The organism is Lysobacter auxotrophicus (assembly GCF_027924565.1).
Lineage (GTDB): Bacteria > Pseudomonadota > Gammaproteobacteria > Xanthomonadales > Xanthomonadaceae > Lysobacter_J > Lysobacter_J auxotrophicus.
Genome location: NZ_AP027041.1, coordinates 3,338,804 through 3,360,584, shown reverse-complemented (window position 1 = coordinate 3,360,584; position 21,781 = coordinate 3,338,804). Strand labels below are relative to the sequence as shown.

At 65.5% G+C, this 21,781-nt stretch carries 20 protein-coding genes, 1 tRNA gene and 1 riboswitch; of the genes, 11 read left to right on the top strand and 10 right to left on the bottom strand.

Annotated elements, in window-relative coordinates; all coding sequences use genetic code 11:
• Positions 1-113 precede the first annotated feature (113 nt).
• From LA521A_RS15275 to thiS, 4 genes are all read right to left on the bottom strand, one after another.
• The gene (locus LA521A_RS15275) at positions 114-1,955 is read right to left on the bottom strand and encodes an SLC13 family permease (protein WP_281779714.1); all 1,842 of its coding nucleotides are present in this window, start codon (positions 1,953-1,955) and stop codon (positions 114-116) included.
• A gap of 118 nt (positions 1,956-2,073) precedes the next feature.
• Complete coding sequence (gene trmB, locus LA521A_RS15270; RefSeq protein ID WP_281779713.1) at positions 2,074-2,802, bottom strand: tRNA (guanosine(46)-N7)-methyltransferase TrmB; 729 nt, start codon at positions 2,800-2,802, stop codon at positions 2,074-2,076.
• Positions 2,802-3,608 carry a thiazole synthase gene (locus LA521A_RS15265; RefSeq protein WP_281779712.1) on the bottom strand — a complete coding sequence of 269 codons (807 nt, stop codon included), beginning with the start codon at positions 3,606-3,608 and terminating at the stop codon, positions 2,802-2,804. The genes trmB and LA521A_RS15265 overlap by 1 nt, the downstream gene beginning before the upstream one ends.
• Before the next feature lie 349 nt (positions 3,609-3,957).
• On the bottom strand, positions 3,958-4,158 hold the full coding sequence (gene thiS / locus LA521A_RS15260) for a sulfur carrier protein ThiS (protein WP_281779711.1): 201 nt from the start codon (positions 4,156-4,158) through the stop codon (positions 3,958-3,960).
• Positions 4,159-4,326: 168 nt separating this feature from the next.
• Here thiS and LA521A_RS15255 point away from each other — a divergent pair, with 168 nt between their 5' ends.
• The 6 genes from LA521A_RS15255 to LA521A_RS15230 all read left to right on the top strand — a co-directional run bounded on the left by LA521A_RS15255 (position 4,327) and on the right by LA521A_RS15230 (position 10,327).
• The gene (locus LA521A_RS15255; protein WP_281779710.1) at positions 4,327-6,153 is read left to right on the top strand and encodes an autotransporter domain-containing protein; all 1,827 of its coding nucleotides are present in this window, start codon (positions 4,327-4,329) and stop codon (positions 6,151-6,153) included.
• Positions 6,154-6,251: 98 nt separating this feature from the next.
• A tRNA-Gly gene (locus LA521A_RS15250) sits at positions 6,252-6,325 on the top strand.
• 71 nt (positions 6,326-6,396) lie between these two features.
• Positions 6,397-6,912, top strand: a complete 516-nt coding sequence (locus LA521A_RS15245; protein WP_281779709.1) for an ATP-dependent zinc protease family protein — start codon at positions 6,397-6,399, stop codon at positions 6,910-6,912.
• Positions 6,909-7,814, top strand: coding sequence for a 30S ribosomal protein S6--L-glutamate ligase (gene rimK / locus LA521A_RS15240; RefSeq protein ID WP_281779708.1), 906 nt, complete (start codon positions 6,909-6,911; stop codon positions 7,812-7,814). The genes LA521A_RS15245 and rimK overlap by 4 nt, the downstream gene beginning before the upstream one ends.
• Positions 7,815-8,289: 475 nt before the next feature.
• Positions 8,290-8,970 (top strand): response regulator transcription factor, encoded by a 681-nt coding sequence (locus LA521A_RS15235; protein WP_115843471.1) that lies wholly within the window; start codon positions 8,290-8,292, stop codon positions 8,968-8,970.
• 4 nt (positions 8,971-8,974) lie between these two features.
• Positions 8,975-10,327, top strand: a complete 1,353-nt coding sequence (locus tag LA521A_RS15230) for a sensor histidine kinase (protein WP_281779707.1) — start codon at positions 8,975-8,977, stop codon at positions 10,325-10,327.
• Positions 10,328-10,776: 449 nt separating this feature from the next.
• Here the strand turns inward: LA521A_RS15230 and LA521A_RS15225 are convergent, their stop codons facing one another.
• The 4 genes from LA521A_RS15225 to metF form a co-directional block, all read right to left on the bottom strand.
• The gene (locus LA521A_RS15225) at positions 10,777-11,688 is read right to left on the bottom strand and encodes a branched-chain amino acid transaminase (RefSeq protein WP_281779706.1); all 912 of its coding nucleotides are present in this window, start codon (positions 11,686-11,688) and stop codon (positions 10,777-10,779) included.
• Between the two features lie 83 nt (positions 11,689-11,771).
• Entirely contained in the window at positions 11,772-12,347 is a 576-nt protein-coding gene (locus LA521A_RS15220; RefSeq protein WP_281779705.1) for a hypothetical protein, read from the bottom strand.
• A 123-nt stretch (positions 12,348-12,470) separates the two neighbouring features.
• Positions 12,471-13,076, bottom strand: a complete 606-nt coding sequence (locus LA521A_RS15215; protein WP_281779704.1) for a hypothetical protein — start codon at positions 13,074-13,076, stop codon at positions 12,471-12,473.
• 86 nt (positions 13,077-13,162) lie between these two features.
• Positions 13,163-13,993: a methylenetetrahydrofolate reductase [NAD(P)H] gene (metF, locus tag LA521A_RS15210; protein WP_281779703.1), complete on the bottom strand. Its 831-nt coding sequence runs from the start codon at positions 13,991-13,993 to the stop codon at positions 13,163-13,165.
• A 702-nt stretch (positions 13,994-14,695) separates the two neighbouring features.
• Here metF and tssD point away from each other — a divergent pair.
• The 5 genes from tssD (at position 14,696) to LA521A_RS19045 (ending at position 18,603) form a co-directional block, all read left to right on the top strand.
• A complete protein-coding gene (tssD, locus tag LA521A_RS15205; RefSeq protein WP_343226695.1) occupies positions 14,696-15,118 on the top strand; it encodes a type VI secretion system tube protein TssD in 423 nt (140 codons plus the stop codon).
• 80 nt (positions 15,119-15,198) lie between these two features.
• Complete coding sequence (locus tag LA521A_RS15200) at positions 15,199-16,866, top strand: type VI secretion system Vgr family protein (RefSeq protein ID WP_281779702.1); 1,668 nt, start codon at positions 15,199-15,201, stop codon at positions 16,864-16,866.
• 166 nt (positions 16,867-17,032) lie between these two features.
• On the top strand, positions 17,033-17,617 hold the full coding sequence (locus tag LA521A_RS15195; protein ID WP_281779701.1) for a hypothetical protein: 585 nt from the start codon (positions 17,033-17,035) through the stop codon (positions 17,615-17,617).
• Between the two features lie 81 nt (positions 17,618-17,698).
• Positions 17,699-17,890, top strand: a complete 192-nt coding sequence (locus LA521A_RS19050; RefSeq protein ID WP_425494530.1) for a putative peptidoglycan-binding domain-containing protein — start codon at positions 17,699-17,701, stop codon at positions 17,888-17,890.
• Positions 17,887-18,603, top strand: a complete 717-nt coding sequence (locus LA521A_RS19045; protein WP_425494529.1) for a DUF4087 domain-containing protein — start codon at positions 17,887-17,889, stop codon at positions 18,601-18,603. The genes LA521A_RS19050 and LA521A_RS19045 overlap by 4 nt, the downstream gene beginning before the upstream one ends.
• A gap of 161 nt (positions 18,604-18,764) precedes the next feature.
• Here the strand turns inward: LA521A_RS19045 and ahcY are convergent, their stop codons facing one another.
• Both ahcY and metK read right to left on the bottom strand, forming a co-directional pair.
• The gene (gene ahcY, locus LA521A_RS15190; RefSeq protein WP_281779700.1) at positions 18,765-20,210 is read right to left on the bottom strand and encodes an adenosylhomocysteinase; all 1,446 of its coding nucleotides are present in this window, start codon (positions 20,208-20,210) and stop codon (positions 18,765-18,767) included.
• 71 nt (positions 20,211-20,281) lie between these two features.
• A riboswitch (S-adenosyl-L-homocysteine riboswitch) is annotated at positions 20,282-20,364 on the bottom strand.
• Between the two features lie 158 nt (positions 20,365-20,522).
• Complete coding sequence (metK, locus tag LA521A_RS15185; protein ID WP_281779699.1) at positions 20,523-21,743, bottom strand: methionine adenosyltransferase; 1,221 nt, start codon at positions 21,741-21,743, stop codon at positions 20,523-20,525.
• Between the last annotated feature and the right edge of the window lie 38 nt (positions 21,744-21,781).

Sequence of the window (21,781 nt, the reverse complement as noted above, 5' to 3'; positions counted from 1 at the left end):
GCAGCGATGCCGTGCAAAGCTTGGCGCGTTGTGACGTGATGCCGTGACGGGCCCCGGGTGCGCTTCGCTTACCCGGGCTACAAGAGCGCTGGCTCTTCCCGATTCCCGAACCCTCAATAAAGCAGATTCACCATCGCCACGGCGACGATCGTGTAGATCAGCGAGAGCGGGCCGCCGATCTTCCACAGCTCCTTGCCGCTGTAGCCGGCCGGGCCGGTGATCATCGAAATGACCGGGTTCGAGGCGGTCATGAAGTTGTTCGATGCCGACAGCGCGACGATCAGCGCGAACGCCGTCGGGTTGCCGCCCGCGGCGAGCGCGAGGTTGATCGCCAGCGGCACCGTCACGATGGTCGCGCCGACATGGCTGATCACCAGCGAGAACAGCGTCGTGAACAGGCCGACGAGGATTTCCAGCAGCCACACCGGCGTGCCTGTCGGTAATCGTTCGATGGTGTGGCCGGCGACCCAGGCCGCCGCGCCGCTGGAATCCATCGCCCATCCCAGCGGGATCAGGCACGCCATCAGGAAGACGGTCTTCCAGTTGATCGCCGCGTACGCCTCATCGATGTGGATCACGCCGGCGATGAGCATGCCGGCCACGCCGGTCATCAACGCGATGGACACCGGCAGGCGCGAGGACAACGCCAGCAGCATCGCCACGGCGAAGATCGCCATCGCGATCTTGAATTTGTGCGGGCGCTGCTCGCCCTTGGGGTAGTCGGTGACGACGACCAGGTCCTTGCTCGCCGCCGCTTCGTGCAGGTCGGTCCAGATGCTGTGGAACACCAGCATGTCGCCGGCGCGCAGGTTCACGTCGCGCACGTTCTCGCGCAGCACGCTCTTGTCGCGGTTGATCGCCAGCAGGCTCAGGCCCATCTGCTTGCGCAGCTGCAGGTCGCGGCCGTTCTTGCCGATGAACTTCGACGTGGCCGGCACCACCGCTTCGGAAATGCCCGCGCGGCTGGGATTGAACAGGTCGCCGAAGTTGCGCAGGCGCGCGGACAGCCGCAGGAAATGGTTCTGCGCGAAGTCGCTCACCTGCTGCTTCGGGCCCATCGCGCCGAGCACGCTGCCGACCCAGATGCGCGTGTCCGCCGGCGGCGCCAGGCGCGCCTCGCCGTCGCTCTTGAGCGCCAGCAGCAACGGCGCGTTGTGCAGCGCTTCGGCTTCGCCCAGCGACATGCCGACCAGCGGGCTGTCGGCGGTGACGGTGAGCTCGTACACATCACCGTCGATGCCGTACGCCTTGGAGAAATAGCTCTGCGTGCGCGCCGGCGTCGCGCCGGTGCCGTCGTCGTCGTGGCGAAGGCGCTTGTCGCCGAAGAAATGGAAATACGCGATCGACGCGGCGAGCAGCGCCAGGCCGATCGGCAGCGGCGCGAACATCTTCAACGGTTCCAGCGTCGCCGCGCCCGAGGGCAGGTTCGCGTTGGCGGCGATCAGAAGGTCGTTGAGCAGGATCAGCGGCGAGTTGCCGACCATCGTCAGCGCGCCGCCCATCACGATGGCGGCGGCGAGCGGCAGCAGCAGTCGCGGCAGCGCGATGCCGGTGCGCGAGGACAACCGCGCGGCGACGGGCATGTAGAGCGCCATCACCGACGGGTTCTGCATGATCGAGGAATTGATGCCGGCCACGGCGTTGGTGAGGATCAGCAGCCGGCTTTCCATGCCGCGCGAGCGCCGCAGCAGCCAGCCCGCGAGGCGGTTCAGCGCGCCGGTGCGATCCAGGCCCGCGCCCAGGATCATCGTCGCGACGATGCTGATGACCGCGTTGCCGGAGAAACCGTTGAACAGCTCGTCGGGTTCGACCAGGCCCGACAGGCCCAGCAGCACCAGCACGACCAGCGCGACGACGTCGGCGCGGATGCGTTCGAAGAGGAACATCACCATCGTGAAGCCCACCAGCCCGAGCACGAGCTTCATGTCGGTGGTGAGCGTCAGCGCGGTGTCCATCAGGCCGTGGTGTCGTGATTCGTGGTGGGTGAGGCGGAAGCCATCCGCGTTCCGACCGACCCGGCATCGCGGCAGGCACGCGTGCCTGCATTGCGAATCACCAATACCGAATCACGAATCACGGCACTTTGTCGTACAGCAGGTCCCACACGCCGTGACCGAGTTTCTGGCCGCGGGTTTCGAAATGCGTTTGCGGGCGCCACTGCGGCCGCTCGACGCTGCCGCGCGGGCCGGCGCGATTGGCAAGGCCCGGCGTGGCATCGAGCACGTCCCACATCTGCTCGGCATAGTCCTGCCAATCGGTGGCGAGGTGCAAGCGGCCGGTCGGCGCCAGTTTGGCCACGATCAGGTTCGCGAACTCCGGCTGGACCAGGCGTCGCTTGTTGTGGCGCTTCTTGTGCCACGGGTCGGGGAAGTAGATGCGGACCTCGTCGAGCGCGCCGTCGGCGATCTCGTTGCGCAGCACTTCCACGGCATCGTGGTGGTAAAGGCGGACGTGTTCGGCCTCGTCCTGCGCGAGCGCGTTGAGCAGCCGGCCGACGCCGGGCGCATGCACTTCGATGCCGATCAGGTCGCGCGCCTTGTCGTGCTGCGCGGCGAAACGCAGCGCTTCGCCGTTGCCGAAACCGATCTCCAGCACACGCGGGGCATTGCGCCCGAACGTCGCATCGAAGTCGCGCGGCGCGCCGGTGTAGTCCAGCCCGTAGCGCGGCCACAGCGTATCGAACGCGCGCTGCTGCGCCTCGGTGAAGCGGCCCTGGCGCAGCACGAAGCTGCGGACCTGGCGGCGACCTTCCTCGAGGGTGAAAGGCTTCGGGGGGAGCTTGCCCTTCGGCGTGTCGCTCATCACCCGATGAGTCCGTCGACCGGGCTCGAGGCCGAAGCGAAGCGCTTGCGCGGAATGCGGCCGGCCTTGAACGCGGCGCGGCCGGCTTCCACCGCGAGCTTCATCGCGTGCGCCATGAGCACCGGATCCTTCGCGCCGGCGATGGCGGTGTTCATCAGCACGCCGTCGCAGCCCAGTTCCATCGCGATGGCCGCATCAGACGCCGTGCCCACGCCGGCGTCGACGATGATCGGCACCTTCGCGTTCTCGACGATTTCCAGCAGGTTGTATTTGTTCTGCACGCCCAGGCCCGAGCCGATCGGCGCGGCCAGCGGCATCACCGCGACGCAGCCGATGTCTTCCAGGCGCTTGGCGAGGATCGGATCGTCGGAGGTGTAGACCATCACGTCGAAGCCGTCCTTCACCAGCGTTTCGGCCGCGGCGAGCGTCTGCACGACGTCGGGATAGAGCGTCTTCTGGTCGCCGAGGACTTCCAGCTTCACCAGCGAATGGCCGTCGAGCAGTTCGCGCGCAAGGCGGCAGGTGCGCACGGCGTCGTCGGCGGTGTAGCAGCCGGCGGTGTTGGGCAGGATCGTGTAGCGATCGGGCGGGAGGACGTCGAGCAGGTTCGGCTCGCCCGGGTTCTGGCCGATGTTGCTGCGGCGGATCGCGACGGTGACGATCTGCGCGCCAGCGGCTTCGGTCGCCAGGCGGGTCTGTTCGAGATCGGTGAACTTGCCGGTGCCGGTGAGCAGGCGGGAGGCGTAGGCCTTGCCGGCGATGACGAGCGGATCGGCGGGGAACGTAGGGGAGTGCGGAGCGGTCATCGCGCTAGTTTAGCAGCGCGATGGCAGGGGCCTTTCGTGTTCAGGGGCTTTCGTGGGTGGAAGTGCTGGAGTGCGCGAGGCGTGTTGTGAGTGCCGGGGGTTGGATCGGGTGAGTGCCGCGGCACGGGATCTGGTTCGGTTGCGGTTGCCATGCGTGGCGAGGCGCGCCGGCTTCGCGTCGCCGGGCCCGTCCATCCATGGGTGTGGGTTCGGCAGACCGCGGCACGGGATGCGGTTCGGTTGCGCTTGCCATCCATGGCGAGACGCGCCTGGCTTCGGATCGCCCGGCCCGTCCATCCATGGACGGGCGTTCGGCAGGCACGCGGCAGTGCCGCGTAAGCGGCCTGCCTCACCCCCCGCCCAGGGCGTGGACGATTTCGACGCGATCGCCCTCGGCGAGCGCGTGCTCGCCATGCCGCCCGCGCGGGACGATTTCGCCGTTGACTTCCACCGCCACGCGGCGCTCGCCCAGGCCTTCGGCCTGCACGAGCTGGAGCACGGTGGTCTGCGCCGCGATCGCGCGCGGCTCGCCGTTCAATTGGATCTGCATTCGCGTATTGTCGCCCCTCGCCGTCGCGGCGGGCCAGTCGGCACGGTTTTTGACGCAGTGCGGCGTGAGTGCGTTCACGCCGCGTGGTTCGATGCCGCCATCCGCGGGCGTATGTATTCCCGGATCGAACCCGCCGGCCACAACAGAACATCCAACAAGGAACCGAAGATGAAGAAACCCGTCCGCTCCGTGCTCGCCGCCGCGCTCGCGCTGGCGACCGCGCCGGCCTTCGCGCAGGACTATTCGCAGACCGTGTTTTTCGGCGACAGCCTCACGGACGCGGGTTATTTCCGCCCGGCGATCATCGCCCAGGCCGGCCCCGCCGGCGCACTGCTGGGCAAGTTCACGACCAACCCGGGCCTGGTGTGGTCCGAGCAGCTCGCGACCGAGCTGGGCACCAACGCCACCCCGTTCAACGCCGGCGGCACCAACTACGCCATCGGCGGCGCGATGGTCACCACCGACCGCGCCGGCCTGACCGCGCAGCTGCCGACGCTCTCGCTGCGTTCGCAGATCACGCGCTACCTCACCGCCAACGGCGGTGCCGCCGATCCGAACGCGCTGTACACCGTGTGGGGCGGCGCGAACGACCTGTTCGCCGCGGCTGCCGCTCCGGCGCAGGCGCAGGCGATCGTCGGCGCCGCGGTGACCGGCCAGGTCACCAACGTCATGACGCTGCAGAACGCCGGCGCGCAATACATCCTCGTGCCGAACGTGCCGGACCTGGGCATCACGCCGCAGTTCCGCTCGCAGGGCGCCGCCGCGTCGGCCGCTGGCACGGCGCTGGCGACCGGTTACAACAATGGTCTCTACGCGGGCCTGGCGACCGCCGGTGCGCGTTTCATCCCGGTCGACACCTTCCACCTGCTGCAGGAAATCGTCGCCAACCCGGCGCCGTACGGTTTCACCAACACCACCGGCACGGCGTGCAATCCGCAGATCACCGCGCAGTCGATCACCTGCAACCCGGGCACCTACGCGACGCCGAACGCGCCGGACACCTACGTCTTCGCCGACGGCGTGCATCCCTCGTCGCGTGCGCACGAGATCGTCGCCGACTACGCGCTGTCGCTGCTGGAAGCCCCGCGCCAGATCGCCGTGCTGCCGCATAGCGAAGCGATGGTTGGTCGCGCCCGCGCCGAGCGTGTCGGTGCCAACGCCGCCACGCGTCCGGAAGTCGACGGCATGCGCTGGTGGGCCGACGTTCGCGGCGATTCGCAGCGCTACGGCGGCGGCGACAACTACGACGGCTTCGGCCCGACGCTGACCGCCGGCCTCGACTGGGCCAGCGGCGACCTGGTGTACGGCGGCTTCGCCGGCTGGGGCCAGCAGAAGATGGACTGGGGCCTCAACCGCGGCCAGTTCGACCAGGACGACGCGACCCTCGGCGGCTACCTCGCCTGGTCGGCCGGTTCGGCCTGGGTCAACGGCCAGCTGAGCTACACCTGGGTGTCCTACGACGTCGACCGTCGCGTGAACCTCGGCCCGACCTCGCGCGTGCACAGCGGCTCGGCCGACGGCACCAACCTCACCGCCGCGATCGCCGCCGGCTGGAACTTCGGCGAAGGCTCGCTGAAGCACGGCCCGGTCATGCAGCTGGTGTCGCAGACCATCGAAGTCGACGGCTTCGACGAAAACAGCAACGAAGCCACGGCGCTGTCGTTCGGCGACCAGGAATTCGACTCGCTGATCGGCAGCCTCGGCTGGCAGGTCAACTACGCGATCAACGAGCACCTGCAGCCGTACGCCAAGCTGACCTACGACCACGAGTACGAAGACGCTCCGGCCGAAGCCACCGCGTCGCTGCGTTCGCTGCCGGGCGTCGGCGCGTACGCCGTGCGCGGCCTGGAGTACGACCAGGACTACGGCACGCTGGTGATGGGTGCGCGCACGGAACTGTTCGGCCTGCGCACCGACATCGGCGCGAACCTCACCGTCGGCCAGAAGGGCGGCAACGACGCGACGGTGTTCGTCAGCTTCGGCGGCGGATTCTGATCCGCGCAACACGCTGAACCGGCCCGCGGCGCCCGCGAACACTTCGTCGGGCGCCGCGTTGCCAAGCCTCCTCGCGGCGGCATAGACTTCATCGCGACGCGGGTGTAGTTCAATGGTAGAACTGCAGCTTCCCAAGCTGCTAGCGTGGGTTCGATTCCCATCACCCGCTCCAAACATTTGCGACGGCGGCCTGCTTTACAGTGGCCGCCGTTTTTGTCTTTCAGGCGAGGTCCTGGAGGCGCGATGGCAAGCAAGGTCGTGCTCGGCTGGCGTGAATGGATAGCCCTGCCGGAACTGGGTATCGGGCGATTGCGTGCCAAGGTGGACAGCGGTGCGCGAAGCTCCGCGTTGCACGTGGACACGCAGTGGCGTTTCACCGAACGCGGAAGTCCCTGGGTCGGTTTCTGCCTCAGTCCCGGACACGGCGGGCCCATGATCGAAGCGGCCGCGCCGGTGTTCGACGAGCGCGAGGTCACCGATTCGGGCGGCCACTGCACGCGGCGCGTGTTCGTGCGTACGACGCTGGCGCTGGCCGGCATCGAACGCGAGATTGAAATCAATCTGTCCGATCGTCGCGGGATGCTTTTCCCGATGCTGCTCGGGCGCACCGCGCTGGCGCGCGCGTTCACGGTCGACCCGGGACGCTCGTTCCTCCACGGTCGGCTCAGCCGGCGCGAGCCGGGCGTCGTCTCGCGTCCCGCCGCTCCCGGCGAGGCGCTTCCCTTTCCCCCCCAGCCCCCACACCGCCGCCCTTCATGAAACTGGCGATCCTCTCGCGCAACAGCAAGCTGTATTCGACGCGCCGCCTGGTGGAAGCCTCGCGCGACCAGGGCCACAGCGTCCGCGTGCTCGACCCGTTGCGCTGCTACATGCGGATCGCAAGCGACGGATTCAGCATGCGCTACAAGGGCAAGCCGATCTCCGGCTACCAGGCGGTGATCCCGCGCATCGGTGCGTCGATCACGCGCTACGGCTCGGCCGTGCTTCGCCAGTTCGAACTGATGGGCACGCTCACGCCCAACTCCTCCGACGCCGTGCTGCGCGCGCGCGACAAGCTGCGCTGCCACCAGCTGCTCGCGGCCGAACGCATCGGCCTGCCGACCACCGTCTTCGGCGACAACCCCGACGACACGCACGACCTGCTGTCGATGCTCGGCGCGCCGCCGCACGTCATCAAGCTCAACGAAGGCACGCAGGGCGCCGGCGTGATGCTGACCGAGAAGCTGTCCGCGTCGCGGGGCGTGATCGAGGCACTGCGCGGCCTGTACGCGAACTTCCTGGTGCAGGAGTTCATCGAGGAAGCGCGCGGCGCCGACCTGCGCTGCTTCGTCGTCGGCGGTCGCGTGGTGGCTGCGATGAAGCGTCAGGCTCCCAAGGGCGACTTCCGCTCGAACCTGCATCGCGGCGGTACGGCCAAGGGCGTGCGTGCGAGCGCGGCGGAAGAAGATGTCGCGATCCGTGCCTCGCGCGTGCTTGGACTCGGCATCGCCGGCGTCGATCTGATCCGTTCGAAGAACGGCCCGCTCGTGCTTGAGGTCAACGCGTCTCCCGGGCTGGAGGGCATCGAGGAAGCCAGCGGCGTGGACGTGGCCGGGGAGATCGTCACCTATCTGGCCGACCGGGTCCGCCGGAAAGCCTCGAAACGGGCGGCCGAACGCTGAGGCCGCTGTTCACGGGCGATGCCTGCAGATTCGCCGAAGTTCTTCGATCCTGCCGCGTTCAGTGGCGATTTTCGGAGCTGAATAACATCGATTTAACCTGCGTTTTTAACGACGGTTTAATCGAAATCGGCGTAGCCTGTGCCTACCGCAGCACTGCCGCTCTTCCTCGTCAGCAACAGGTCGATGCAGGTTACGGTAATCGGGGCAATACCTTTTTGGCCCAGGCACGGTGGCCCCGTGCCTGGGCCTTTGTTTGGCCGCTGTCCGGCAATCGCGCCGTCGCGCGTCGATGCAAACGTGCGTTGCGACGTCAGTGCGCGGTGATCGGCGCACTCCAGCGGCTCTGGCAGAATCGTTAAGCTCGCGGCGTTGCCGCACGCATTCAGTTCTTGCCGGCCCGTTCCACGTGGTTGCGGTTTCTGCGGAACCGCGGATGCGCGTGCCGGTCGAAGGCCCATTACCCAGGAAAGGTCACATGCGCATTCTCGTCATCGAAGACAACCAGGACATCGCGGCGAACCTCGGCGACTTTCTCGAGGACCGCGGCCACACCGTCGACTTCGCCGCCGACGGCGTCACCGGCCTGCACCTGGCGGTGGTCCACGACTTCGACGCGATCGTCCTCGACCTGAACCTCCCGGGCCTGGACGGGCTGGAGGTCTGCCGCAAGCTGCGCAACGAGGCGCGCAAGCAGACGCCGGTGCTGATGCTGACCGCGCGCGATTCGCTGGAGAACAAGCTCGCCGGTTTTGATTCCGGCGCCGACGACTACCTCATCAAGCCCTTCGCGCTGCAGGAAGTCGAGGTGCGCCTGAACGCACTTTCGCGCCGCGGTCGCGGCGTGCAGACGCGCGTGCTCAACGTCGCCGACCTGGAATACAACCTCGACACGCTCGAAGTGCGTCGCCAAGGCAAGCTGCTGCAGCTCAACCCGACCGCGCTGAAGATCCTGCAGGCGCTGATGGAAGCCTCGCCGGCGGTGGTCACGCGCCAGGAACTGGAAACGCGCGTGTGGGGCGAGGAGTTGCCCGATTCCGACAGCCTGCGCGTGCACATCCACGGCCTGCGCGCCGTGGTCGACAAGCCCTTCGACGTGCCGCTGATCCAGACCCGACATGGCATCGGTTACCGCATCGCCGCGCCCGACAACGGCTGACCGGATGGCCGAGGAGCCCTCGCAGGATCCCACGCCGCCGCGCAGGCGAACGCGTTTCCGGCGGCAGCTTCGCAGCCGCATCATCCTGGCCTTCGTGCTGCTGGGCTTCGGCCTGACGGCGATGTTCGCGTGGGCGACCAACTGGACGCGCAACCGCGTGGAGAATCAGCTGGTCGAGGACGTGATGAACCGGAACATCGAAATGGCCGCGCGCCAGTTCGAGCTGGATCCGGACAACCCGCAGTTCGCCGTCGACCAGATCCGCGCGTACGTCTATCCCATCGACAAGATCGATTCGGTGCGGGTGAACTGGCCGGAATGGTACGAACTGAGCGACGGCATCTACGGCATGACCGGCGTCGCCAACGGCGAGCCGTTCGCCTACAAGCTCGCCGTGCGCAAGACGCCCAAGGCGTGGTTCTTCCTCGCGTACGACATGTCGCAGGCCACGCGCGGCGAGGCGCAGTTCCAGCGGGCGATCTGGGCCGCGGTGTTCGTGTTCACGCTGCTGTCGTTGCTGGTCGGCTGGTGGTCGGCCTCACGCGTGATGAGCCCGGTGACGGAGCTGGCGAACCGGCTGAAGCAATCGGGCCGAAGCGCGGAACCCGAAGGCCTGGCCTCGCATTTCCCGAGCGACGAAGTCGGCCAGCTCGCCGAGGCGCTGGACGATTACGCGGAGCGGCTGACCGAAGTCGTGCAGCGCGACCGCGAGTTCAACGCGGACGTCAGCCACGAACTGCGCACGCCGCTGGCCGTGATCAAGGGCGCGGTCGAACTGCTGCTGTCGCGTCCGGACGTCGACGAGAAGACGCGCAACCGGCTGCAGCGCATCCAGCGCGCCGAGCAGCAGTGCACGGACCTCATCAGCGCGCTGCTGCTGCTCTCGCGCAACGAGCGCGGCCACGGTGCGACCGATGTGGCGAAGGTGGCCGAACAACTGCTGGATGCGCATCGCGCGCAGCTCGGCGGCAAGTCGCTGGAACTTCGCGTGGTCGGCGAGCCCAGCCTGATCGTCGATGCGCCCGAAGCGGCGGTCTCGGTGGCGCTGGGCAACCTGATCGGCAACGCGGTGAAGTACACGACCGAAGGCGAAGTCGTCGTGCGTATCGGCAAGCGTTCGGTGGACGTGGTCGATTCCGGCCCGGGGTTGAGCGAGGAAGACGCGGCGAAGCTGTTCCAGCGCGGCTATCGCGGCACACACGCGGGCCATTCGCAGGGCGGCGGCATCGGCCTGTCGATCGTGCGGCGCCTGTGCACGCTGTACGCCTGGGAAGTGCAGGTGCGCCCGGGCGGGCCGCGCGGCGTGGTGGCGACGCTGACGTTCGATTCGCCGATGATCTCGATTCCGAGGGCGTGAGGGAGCGTAGCCGGCGGGCATCCCTTGTCGATGTCCACGTGGGCCCTGTTTCGTTGTGAGTTGAACCTTATGGGTGTTCCTCACGGCTTTCGCGCTTGATCGTCATCCCCGCGAAGGCCGGGACCCAGGCTCGTAACACTCGGTCACACTCACACGGCGGTGAACCACCTCACCGTCATTCCAGCGAAAGCTGGAACCCGATGCTCTTGCTCCCGACGCGGGCGCTCGTGCGATGCGCGACCAGTGGTTCGCCAGCGCGCATCGCCGCTCTTGTAGCCCGGGTAAGCGAAGCACCCGGGGACGCGATCACCTGCCACTCGGGTGCGCTTCGCTTACCGGGGTCACAACAACAACGGCAAGAGCGCCCAGACGGCGCGTGCACGCGTAACGCATCCATCAACGAAAAAGGCGCCTTCCGGCGCCTTCTTCGTATCCGATGACCGCAGCACTTACAGCGCTTCCAGCCACCCGTACTTGTCCGGCGTCTTGCCGTCGAACAGGCCGAAGAACAGCTCCTGGATGCGACGCGTCACCGAGCCCGGCTTGCCGGCGCCCACCTGTCGGCCGTCGACGGAGCGGATCGGCGTGATTTCCGCCGCCGTGCCGCACATGAACAACTCGTCGCACAGGTACAGGTACTCGCGCGGCAGGTCGCGCTCGACCACGTCGATGCCGGCGTCGCGAGCGAGCGTGATGATCGTGTTGCGCGTGATGCCGTTGAGCAGCGCGGCGCTTACCGGCGTGGTGTGCAGCGCGCCGTCGAACACCAGGAAGAGGTTCTCGCCGGCGCCTTCCGACAGCAGGCCGGTCGATGCCAGCGCGATGCCCTCGCCGAAGCCGAGGCGACGCGCCTCGCGCGCGACCAGCTGGCCGGAGAGGTAATTGCCGCCCGCCTTCGCGCCGGCGGGCAGGGTGTTGGGGGCGAAGCGCTGCCAGCTCGATACGCAGGCATCGATGCCCTGTTCGAGCACGCTCGCGCCCAGGTACTGGCCCATCTTCCACGTCGCGACGGCGACGTCGGTCGGCGTGTCGGCCGACAGGCCGAAGCCGCCGAGGCCGCGGTACGCGACGGGGCGCAGGTAATCGGTGGTGTTCTCGTTGGCCTGGATGACCTCGCGGCACGCCGCGTTGATCTGCTCCAGCGAATACGGCATCGCCATGTCGTAGATCTTGGCCGACGCGAACAGGCGGGTGTTGTGGTCGGTCAGGCGGAAGATCACCGGGCCGTTCGGCGTCTGGTAGCAGCGGATGCCTTCGAACACCGACGAACCGTAATGCAGCGCGTGCGACATCACGTGCGTGGTGGCGTCGGCCCAGCGCTTGATCGCGCCGTTGTGCCAGATCCAGTCGGGGTATTGCATCGCGGCCGTCCGTCAGGGGAAACCGCTATTGTGCCTCGCGCCGCGGCCGCTTCCCATTCGGCGGGCTTGCCGGCACGGCCGGTTCAGCCCTTGATCCACCAGCAGCCGAAATGCTTCTGCAGGCCGAACACCGTCCGCGACGGCGTGATGCCGTTTTCCAGCGTCTGCTCCACGCGCACGGCGACCGGGCTCCTCGGCCGGGGCGGCGCGGGGGCGGCCGGTGTCTCGGGGGCGGCGACGTCCGCCAGGACGGCCTCGGTAAAGACGGGGCGGGGCGCGGCGGTCTCGACGTCGGTCGTCGGCTGGTCCTCGGGCATCACGGGCACGATGTCGATCAGCGGCCGCTGCACGATCGCATCCAGCCGCTCCATCACGTTGTAGGCGGTGCTGCCGGACATCCCGGTCCAGTGATAGACGCCGGCGAGGCGATTGGCGTCGTGGGCCGCGAAGGCGGTATTCATCTCGAACAGCAGGTCATCGAGGTTGCGTGCGCAGCCGGGCGCGCGCTTCTTCTCGACGTTGCCGACCACCGGCCGCTGCTCGACCTGCTCCGTGCCGCCGACTTCCGCGCAACCGCGATCGGTGAAAACGCTCTGGCCGTCGGGCAACACGCAATGGCGCACGTCGGCCGCGGCCGGCGCGCACCATGCGAGCAACATCAGCGCGAGGAGCGTGTGGATCGAACGGAAGCGCGGGTCTGACATCGGCGCAGACTAGCCGGGCGAACCGCCCGCCGACAGTGCGTGGATCGCACAACGAGGCACGGTGTCCGGAGCCTGCCTTCACAGGCGCACGAAATAGCAACCGGCGTAACGCTCCACGCCGACTTCCATCACACGCTGCGGGCGGTCGAACGTGAGCTGCATCGCGCCACCCCCGCCACCGGCGAGCCCGGGCCAGAAGGTGGCTTCGACGAGCGACGCGCGCGCGAGCTGCATGAGGCGGTTCATCACCACCTGCGCTTGGCGATGGCGAAGGCCGGGCCAGTGCACGCTTTCGGCGATGCGATTCACATCGCCCATCGCGAAGGAGGCCAGCAGGTCCATGGACAACTGCGTCGGGCTGCGCGCGCAGCCGGCCTGCGGCGCGCGACGCACGCGGATGGCGGTGGAGAGCGAACGCGCGCGCGAATCGGTGTCGAACGCCGCATCGTCCGACGCCAGCCGGTTGAGCAGGTCGGTCGACATCGCGGCGGGCTTCGCGTCGAACGCCGCGCAGGCGCTGTCGGTGTAGACGGACGAGCCGTCGGGCGCTTCGCAGCGATGGAGGCCGCCTGCGGCGTGCGCGGGGGCGAACGCGCACAACAAGGCCAACAGTGCGATCCATGACGCCGTCGCGCGCTGTTTCGGCGTGCTCTTGCGCAGCGCGCCCTTGTGCAGCTTGGTCATGTCGGTTCCCGGGGGGAGCGGGTGCGCTCATCCTCCCCCCGGTACCGTCAATGCGACGTGTGAGATCGCGCCGTTTACCGGCGTTTTCAGGCCATCCGCGCGAGCACCGACAGCGTCGGTTTGGTCAGGTTCAGCGTGTAGAAATGCAGGCCGGGCGCACCGCCCTCGACGAGGCGGCGGCACATGTCGGCCACGAAGTCGGCCGCGAATTCACGGATCGATTCCACGTCGTCGCCGTAAGCCTGCATGCGCTTGCCGATCCAGCGCGGGATTTCCGCGCCGCACGCATCGGAGAAACGACGCAACTGCGAGAAGTTCGAGATCGGCATGATGCCGGGCACGATCGGGATCTCGACACCCAGGCGGCGTGCATCGTCGACGAAACGGAAATACGCGTCGGCGTTGTAGAAGTACTGCGTGATCGCGCCATCCGCACCGGCGTCGACCTTCCCCTTGAAATGGCGAAGATCGGCGAGCGCATCATCGGACTGCGGATGGCATTCGGGATAGCAGCCGACTTCGATATGGAAATAGCCGTCGTGCTCGCGGCGGATGAACTCGACCAGTTCGGTCGCGTAACGGAAATCGCCGGTATGGCCCATGCCGGAGGGCAGGTCACCGCGCAGCGCGACGATGCGCCGGCAGCCCATGGTCTTGTAGCGCTCGAGCAGTTCGCCGAGCTCCTCGCGCGTGCCGCCCACGCACGACAGGTGAGGCGCCGCGCTCAGCCCATGCTGCGTGTGCAGGCGCTCGACCGTCTCGGGCGTGTAGCTCAACGTCGAACCGCCCGCGCCGAACGTGCAGGAGACGTAATCGGGCTGGTGCGATTTCAGCTTTGCTGCGGTCTTGTCCAGCTGCGCGCGCTGCTCGTCGGTCTTGGGCGGGTAGAACTCGAAGCTGATCGGGGTCGTGGCCATGCGCACCGGCTCGGCGGGAAGTGTGGGCAGTCTATCGCTTCATCGCGATGAATGCTAATTGATATCAGACAAGCGTATTGCTCAAGAAATACATCAATTTCGGACCTCTGTTTCCCTCGATTCACGTGCCGCGTCAGCGCATGAAGTCCAGCGCTGGTGTGGGGCGGAACTGAGGAGGCACGCATGGGAAGGATGCTTGTCGCGGCATTTCTGGCCGCAATGCTGCAGACGGGTGGGCACAAAGCGCTCCGCATCCGCGGGACCAGGGGAGCGACTACGCCAGGTTGGTGAGGCCGAAATAGAGATTGCGACTCTGGGGATCTCAACCGGTTCCATCGCCATGTCTTTATGCGGCCAGTCTGGAGATGTTCGGCGCTGCGAGTAAACGTCGCCTTTGTTTCGCGACTTTTTTCGCAGGGGTTTTCCTACGTACCAGCGCGCGGCTGCCCGATGGTGGCGAGTCGCGCTCGCACAATGCTTGTACATCGCGTAACCCAAGTGCAGCGCAATGACGCGGGCAAGAGGTTGCCGTTTTGGCAAGAACTTGCCAGCGATCTGGCAAGAAATTGCCGGAGCGCGTATTCGCCGATGAGCAAGTCATTGATGTGCCGTGTGTTGAGGCGTTGGCACGGTGATTGCGTTCCTGCCATCGACCACTGATGAACGTCGGTGGCACTACAACAAGAGATAAGGAGTTCGGCGATGCCAACCCCCGCCTACATCGCCCTCCAGGGCAAGACCCAGGGCAACATCACCCAGGGCGCGTTCACCGCCGACTCCGTTGGCAACACCTTCGTCGAAGGCCACGAGGACGAGATCCTCGTGCAGGAAGTGAGGCACATCGTCACCGTGCCGACCGATCCGCAGTCAGGCCAGCCGTCCGGCCAGCGCGTGCACCGCCCGCTGAAGTTCACCTGCGCGCTGAACAAGGCCGTGCCGCTGATGTACAACGCATTGGCCGCCGGCGAGATGCTGCCGACCGTCACCTTGAAGTGGTTCCGCGCCACCATCATCAGCGGTTCGTCGGGCTTCGTGATTGACGGCAAGTCAGCGGCCACGGTGGGCGATGTCACAGATCACGGCGGCACGCTCACCGAAGGCGACAGCGGCTTTCTGCTGGGCTGAGGCCGGGCCACGAAACACTCCTATAGAACACGTTGCAAGAGGTCAGGAGACTTCGGTGCTCCTGCGCAAAGGACGAAAGCATGGCGCACCAATCGGATGTGCGATTTAGATTCCTGGTGGGCGAGCAATCGCTCGACGTAGTGCGTTTCGAGCTGACCGAAGGCGTATCGCAGGCGTTTCGGTTAAACCTGGAGCTGTCCAGTGTCGATGACGCAATTGACGGAGCGGGGCTACTGGACCAAGACGCAGTCTTCACGATCGAGCGTGATGGCATCCCTGATCGTACCGTGGCCGGCATTGTCACTGCCTTCGAGCAAGGCAACAGCGGCCATCGTTTCACCCGCTATCGAGCCGTGGTCGAATCCCCGTTGGCGCGCTTGGCGCTGCGTCACAACAGCCGCATCTTCCAGCAGGTCAACGCGCCGGAGATCCTTGCGACCGTCCTGAAAGAACACCGCCTCCAAGGCGCCAAAACGACCTACCTCGCTAAGCACGAGCCCAGGGAGTTCGCGGTCCAATACAGGGAACACGACGACCGATTCCTGTACCGGCTCGCGACGGAAGAGGGCATCGTCTATTGGCATCAGACGGAAGGCGCGCAATCCAGGTTAGTGCTGAGCGACCGTATCGATACCGCGCCCACACTCGATGGCGAAGTCCTGTATCAACCCGTAACGGCCGGCGACGCGCCGGTGCCGCACGTGCGGCATTTCGCCCACCGTCGCCAGCTTGCGCCGACGAGGGCGACCCAACGCGAGTACAGTTTCCACAATCCGCCGTACAACCAGGAGCACGGCACCCGTGCCTGGGCTGCCGAGCAAGCGGCGGGTGATTTTGAGTTCTACGACTATGCTGCGGGGTACAAGAAGGACGAGGTGGGCCGGCCTTTCACGCGGACCAAGCTGTCCGGCCTACGCAACCTGGCCGAGCACGCGCTAATCGAAGGCGACGATGCACGCCTATGGCCGGGCTTGGCGTTCGAACTGACCGGGCATTCGAATGAAGCGTTGAATGTGCGTTGGCGCGTGATCACGATGCGCCATCGTGGCGAGCAGGCTGTCTCGCAGGAGGCCGATGCGGCGGGTGCTGAGCATGGAAGCCGCTACGACTACAACGCCACGGTCGTCCCCGCCCATTACGATTGGAAGCCCGAACCAGCGCCGCACCCCGTGATCGACGGGCCGCAAGTCGCAGAAGTGGTTGGTCCGGAGAATGAAGAGATCTACACCGATGTTCACGGAAGGATAAAAGTCTACTTCCCTTGGGATCGCGAGGGTGATCGCAAGGAATCCAGTTCATGCTGGATCCGCGTGTCGCAGGGCTGGGCCGGGGCGATGTACGGCTTCATGGCGGTCCCGCGGGTGGGGCACGAGGTGATCGTCAGCTTCCTGGACGGACGGATCGATCAGCCGATCGTGACCGGCCGAGCGTACAACGCCGCGAATCGGCCGCCGTATGAATTGCCGTTGCACAAGACGCGCACGACATTTAAAACCCAAACTCACAAAGGCAAGGGTTACAACGAGCTGCGCTTTGAAGACGAAGCCGGGCAAGAAGAAATATTCGTCCACGCGCAGAAGGACCAGAACATCGTCGTCGAGAACGACGAGACGACGAAGGTCGGTCACGATCGCAGCGAGGACGTCGGCAACGACGAGACGATCCAGATCGGTCACGACCGTAGCGGGCTATGCAATGGCCCATTCCGCAGCGCTTACCTCCCGGCATACCGAGCGCCGTGCGATTGACATGACCATCTCCGGAGCGGTTGGCAGTGATGTTCGCGACGCTAGCGGTGCCGCCTGCCGAATTTCCTCTTCAAGTGATCAACATACGGTCGGTCAGAGCTACGGCGTCGTGAAGCTCGCAAGCGACCCGCCCCACTGGTCCGATGACGGACATTGAGGTCCTGGCATGAATGGAAAAATCTGCTTGCTTATGGCAGTGCTGCTGTCATGTGCCTGCTCTTCTCAAGTGACCAGTCCCTTGGCAAGTGCCGCGCAGCCTGAGGTCAAGGGGCCCGTGCGGATCGGCTTTGCCGTCTATCGGGATTCGAAGGTAGACCTCTATATCGCGGGAAATCTGTACCGCAGTGACAAGTTGACGATGCAGTATCCGTCGGGAGACGGAGGAACACTTTGCTGTCGCGAGCTGGCGGCCATCGCTGCGCTTCCAAAGCAGCCCGCCGAAACAGTGATGGATGTGGAGACAGGCGCGTCGATGCTCAGATTTGAAGCTCCTCCAGTCAAATCACGCGAGCCGCTTATCGGAGTGGTGGCGATCAACGCAGCTGAGATGACGCAGGCGATAGATGGGGATGACGTGACTGTTCGTGCGGAATCTGGACTGCTACGCATCACGTCCTGCTTCAGCCAGGAAGGTAGTCACCTATTTGTGCGCCAGGACGGGAAGCTCGTCTCTCACTTCTACTACGGCCTTGACTATGACGTGCAGCCGACGTGCCCAGAAGGGCTGTTTGAAGAGGAAGTCAAACAATGACTGACAAGGGCGCAGTGGGTATCAGCGTGCGTTCGCTGGCAACAAGTCGGAGCGAACGTTTGGGTCGCCGTCAATAATGTGATGGGGAGAATCACGATTGACGCAATAAACTCGATCGCTGACCAGGAGCATCTTGTTCAACGAATAGGTGTTTCAAGAAAGGCGTACTACACCTCGCTCACTGTGGATAGTAAGGGCATTCCTAATGCGAAGGTGAAGTTCTTGAAAGGCTGGCATAACCGTGTCGACGACTGTCTGCGAGCTTCGCCATGAAACGCTTTGCGTTTGCGCTCTTGCTATCTATGCCCCAGTGGTGCCTGGCCGGTGACCTTCCTGATCGATTCTCTGGAGACTGGGTCGAGGTAACTCAAGGCGACTCGGCTGGGGAGACGCCGTACTCCACATTCGAGCTTCATCTTATTGCTAAAGATAAGAGGTTGATGGGTAGTTACTGTTACGTCACGCGTCATGGCGCGAAGATTGACTGCGATCCAGCAGAGAGCAATTTGTCTGGCGTGGTGAGCACGGACGGAAAAACTGCTTCCGTCAAATTTAGTTCAACTTTTGGTGCTACGGGCGGTGTGGCCCTATTGTCTCGCAACGGTGAGCAGCTGAGCTGGAAGCTGCTGACCGTGCCGACAGGTGGAGCCTTTTACGGTCCTAGAATGGCGAGCTTGATTGCGGAGAACCGGGAGGAGAAGCGATGCGGCTGGCTTTCTCTAAGTAGGTCTAGCGAGGTATCTCTGCGTGATCGCGATGGGAGTTGGTCGGTCACCCGTAAGGGACCGGATGGTGGGCTTCTAGGACAAGGCGGTTTTCGTCGTGGGCACTGGGTTCGCACGGACGATACTGCCGGTTACGGCTGCGCATGTGTTCGCGCGAAAGTGAACAAGGTGGCACGAAGGATCTTTGAAGTTAGCGATGTCCAGAGTCAGCCCCTTAGCAGATGCTTCTCTGATCCAGGACTGAAGGGGATGAATCCATAATCGGAGACTTACTGCGCTATGAGGTCGAGCTTGTTCGCGCTGTCGAACCTATGGATGGCGCGCCGGCAGTTGCTGCTCGCGGGGGTTGTTGCGCCTGTGCTTAATCCTTGACAAAAAACGGGCGCCGAAGCGCCCGTTTTCCGTTGCGATACCGCCGTGGATCAGTACCGGTAATGATCCGGCTTGTACGGGCCTTCCACCGGCACGCCGAGGTAGGCGGCCTGCTCATTGGTGAGCGTGGTCAGCTTCACGCCGATCTTTTCCAGGTGCAGGCGCGCGACCTCCTCGTCGAGCTTCTTCGGCAGGATGTAGACCTTCGGCTCGTAGGTGTCCTTGTTCGCCCACAGGTCGATCTGCGCCAGCGTCTGGTTCGAGAACGAGTTCGACATCACGAAGCTCGGGTGGCCCGTGGCGCAGCCCAGGTTCACTAGGCGGCCTTCGGCCAGCAGGAAGATCGAGTTGCCGTTCTTGAAGGTGTACTTGTCCACCTGCGGCTTGATGTTCAGGCGCGTGGCGCCCGACTCGTTGAGGCGATCGACCTGGATCTCGTTGTCGAAGTGGCCGATGTTGCAGACGATGGCCTGGTCCTTCATCTGCGACATGTGCTCGAGCGTCAGCACGTCCTTGTTTCCGGTGGTGGTGACGTAGATGTCGCCACGGCCCAGCGTCGATTCGACGGTGTTGACCTCGAAGCCTTCCATCGCCGCCTGCAGGGCGTTGATCGGGTCGATCTCGGTGACCACCACGCGCGCGCCGTAGGCACGCAGCGAGTGCGCCGAACCCTTGCCGACGTCGCCGTAGCCGCACACCACCGCAACCTTGCCGGCGAGCATCACGTCCATCGCGCGCTTGAGGCCGTCGGCCAGCGATTCGCGGCAGCCGTACAGATTGTCGAACTTGCTCTTGGTGACCGAGTCGTTGACGTTGATCGCCGGAACGAGCAGCTTGCCGGCTTCGGCCAGCTGGTACAGGCGGTGCACGCCGGTGGTGGTCTCTTCCGAGACGCCCTTCCAGTCGCGCACGACGGTGTGCCAGAAGCCCGGACGCTCGGCGTGCACGCGCTTGAGCAGGTTCTTGATGACCTGCTCCTCGTGGTTGCCCGACGCGGTGTTGACCCAGTCGCTGCCGTTTTCGAGCTCATAGCCCTTGTGGATCAGCAGCGTGACGTCGCCGCCGTCGTCGACCACCAGCTCCGGGCCGAGGTACTTGTCGGAACCCTTGCCAGGGAAGGTCAGCGCGGCGAGCGTGCAGTCCCAGTACTCTTCCAGCGTTTCGCCCTTCCACGCGAAGACGGGCGTGCCCGACTTGGCGATCGCGGCGGCGGCGTGGTCCTGCGTCGAGAAGATGTTGCACGAGGCCCAGCGCACGTCGGCGCCCAGGTCGCGCAGCGTCTCGATCAGCACGGCGGTCTGGATCGTCATGTGCAGCGAGCCGGTCACGCGGACGCCCTTGAGCGACTGCGCGGCGGCGTACTTCTTGCGGATGGACATCAGGCCCGGCATCTCGTGCTCGGCGATGTCGAGCTCCTTGCGGCCCCAGTCGGCCAGGGAGATGTCGGCGACCTTGTAGTCGCCTTCGGTCGAGAAGGTCTTGATTTGCGCGTTCATCAGATTGCTCCGGTTTGTGTCCCGTTCTCCCTCGCGGGAGAGGGTGGGTTGGGGCGGGCCGTGATGGCCTGCCAAACCGGGCGCCGTTGATTCGGTATGCGTCCCGCCGAGCCTGATTCCGGGAAATTCCGGACTTGCAGCGCCCCTCGGTGGGAACACGACATTCTAGCGGTTCACGGGGCCCGGTGAGTGAATCCGGACGTGCTGCGGGGCCCCTGTCGCCCGCACGAAAAAGGCCGCTTTCGCGGCCTTTTTCCCTCAGTCCGACCCATCGCCCGCGGGCGGGAGAGGGGCGTTCGTGAGGCGTGTTGCTTACTTCAGCTTCGCGTCGGCGCGCAGGGCTTCGGCGCGGTCGGTCTTCTCCCACGAGAAGGCCGTGGCGGTCTGCTTCTTGCCGGCGCCGTCGACGTAGGTCACTTCCTTCGGCTTGCGGCCGAAGTGGCCGTAGGCGGCCGTGTCCTGGTAGACCGGATGGATCAGGTCGAGCATCTTCACGATGCCGTACGGACGCAGGTCGAAGTGCTTGCGGATCAGCTTCTCGATCTTCTCGTCCGGGATCTTGCCGGTGCCGAAGGTGGTGACCGAGATCGACGTCGGCTCGGCCACGCCGATGGCGTAGGACACCTGGACCTCGCAGCGGTCGGCCAGGCCGGCGGCGACGATGTTCTTGGCGACGTAGCGCGCGGCGTAGGCGGCCGAACGGTCGACCTTCGACGGATCCTTGCCCGAGAACGCACCACCGCCGTGACGGGCCATGCCGCCGTAGCTGTCGACGATGATCTTGCGCCCGGTCAGGCCGCAGTCGCCCACCGGGCCGCCGATCACGAAGATGCCGGTCGGGTTGATGTGGATCTTGTTCTTCGGCAGCGACTCGAGCCACTTCCTGGGCAGCACCGGGCGCAGGATGTTCTCGTACACGCCTTCGACCAGGTCCTTCTGCTTCACGCCCGGATCGTGTTGCGTCGACAGCACGACGGCGTCGAGGCCGGCGACGTTGTGGTTCGCGTCATAGCGCAGGGTGACCTGCGACTTCGCGTCCGGGCGCAGCCACGGCAGCGGCGAGTTCTTCTTCTTGCGGATCTTCGCCTGCTGCTCGACCAGGCGGTGCGAGTAGTAGATCGGGGCCGGCATGAACTCCGGCGCCTCGTTGCAGGCATAGCCGAACATCAGGCCCTGGTCGCCCGCGCCCTGTTCTTCCGGCTTCTTGCGATCCACGCCCGCGGCGATGTCCGGCGACTGCTTGCCGAGCATGTTGATGATCGCGCAGGTGTGGCCGTCGAAGCCGACGTCGGAATTGTTGTAGCCGATCTCGTTGATGACGCGGCGCGCCAGCGACTCGATGTCGACCCACGCGGTGGTGGTGACCTCGCCGGCGACGATGGCGGCGCCGGTCTTCACCAGCGTCTCGCAGGCCACGCGCGCGCGCTTGTCCTGGGCCAGGATCGCGTCCAGGACGGCATCGGAGATCTGGTCGGCGATCTTGTCCGGATGGCCTTCGGAGACGGATTCGGAGGTGAACAGGTAGCTGGACATCGAGGTCAATATCCCTTGATTCGGATGAAAGGATGGCC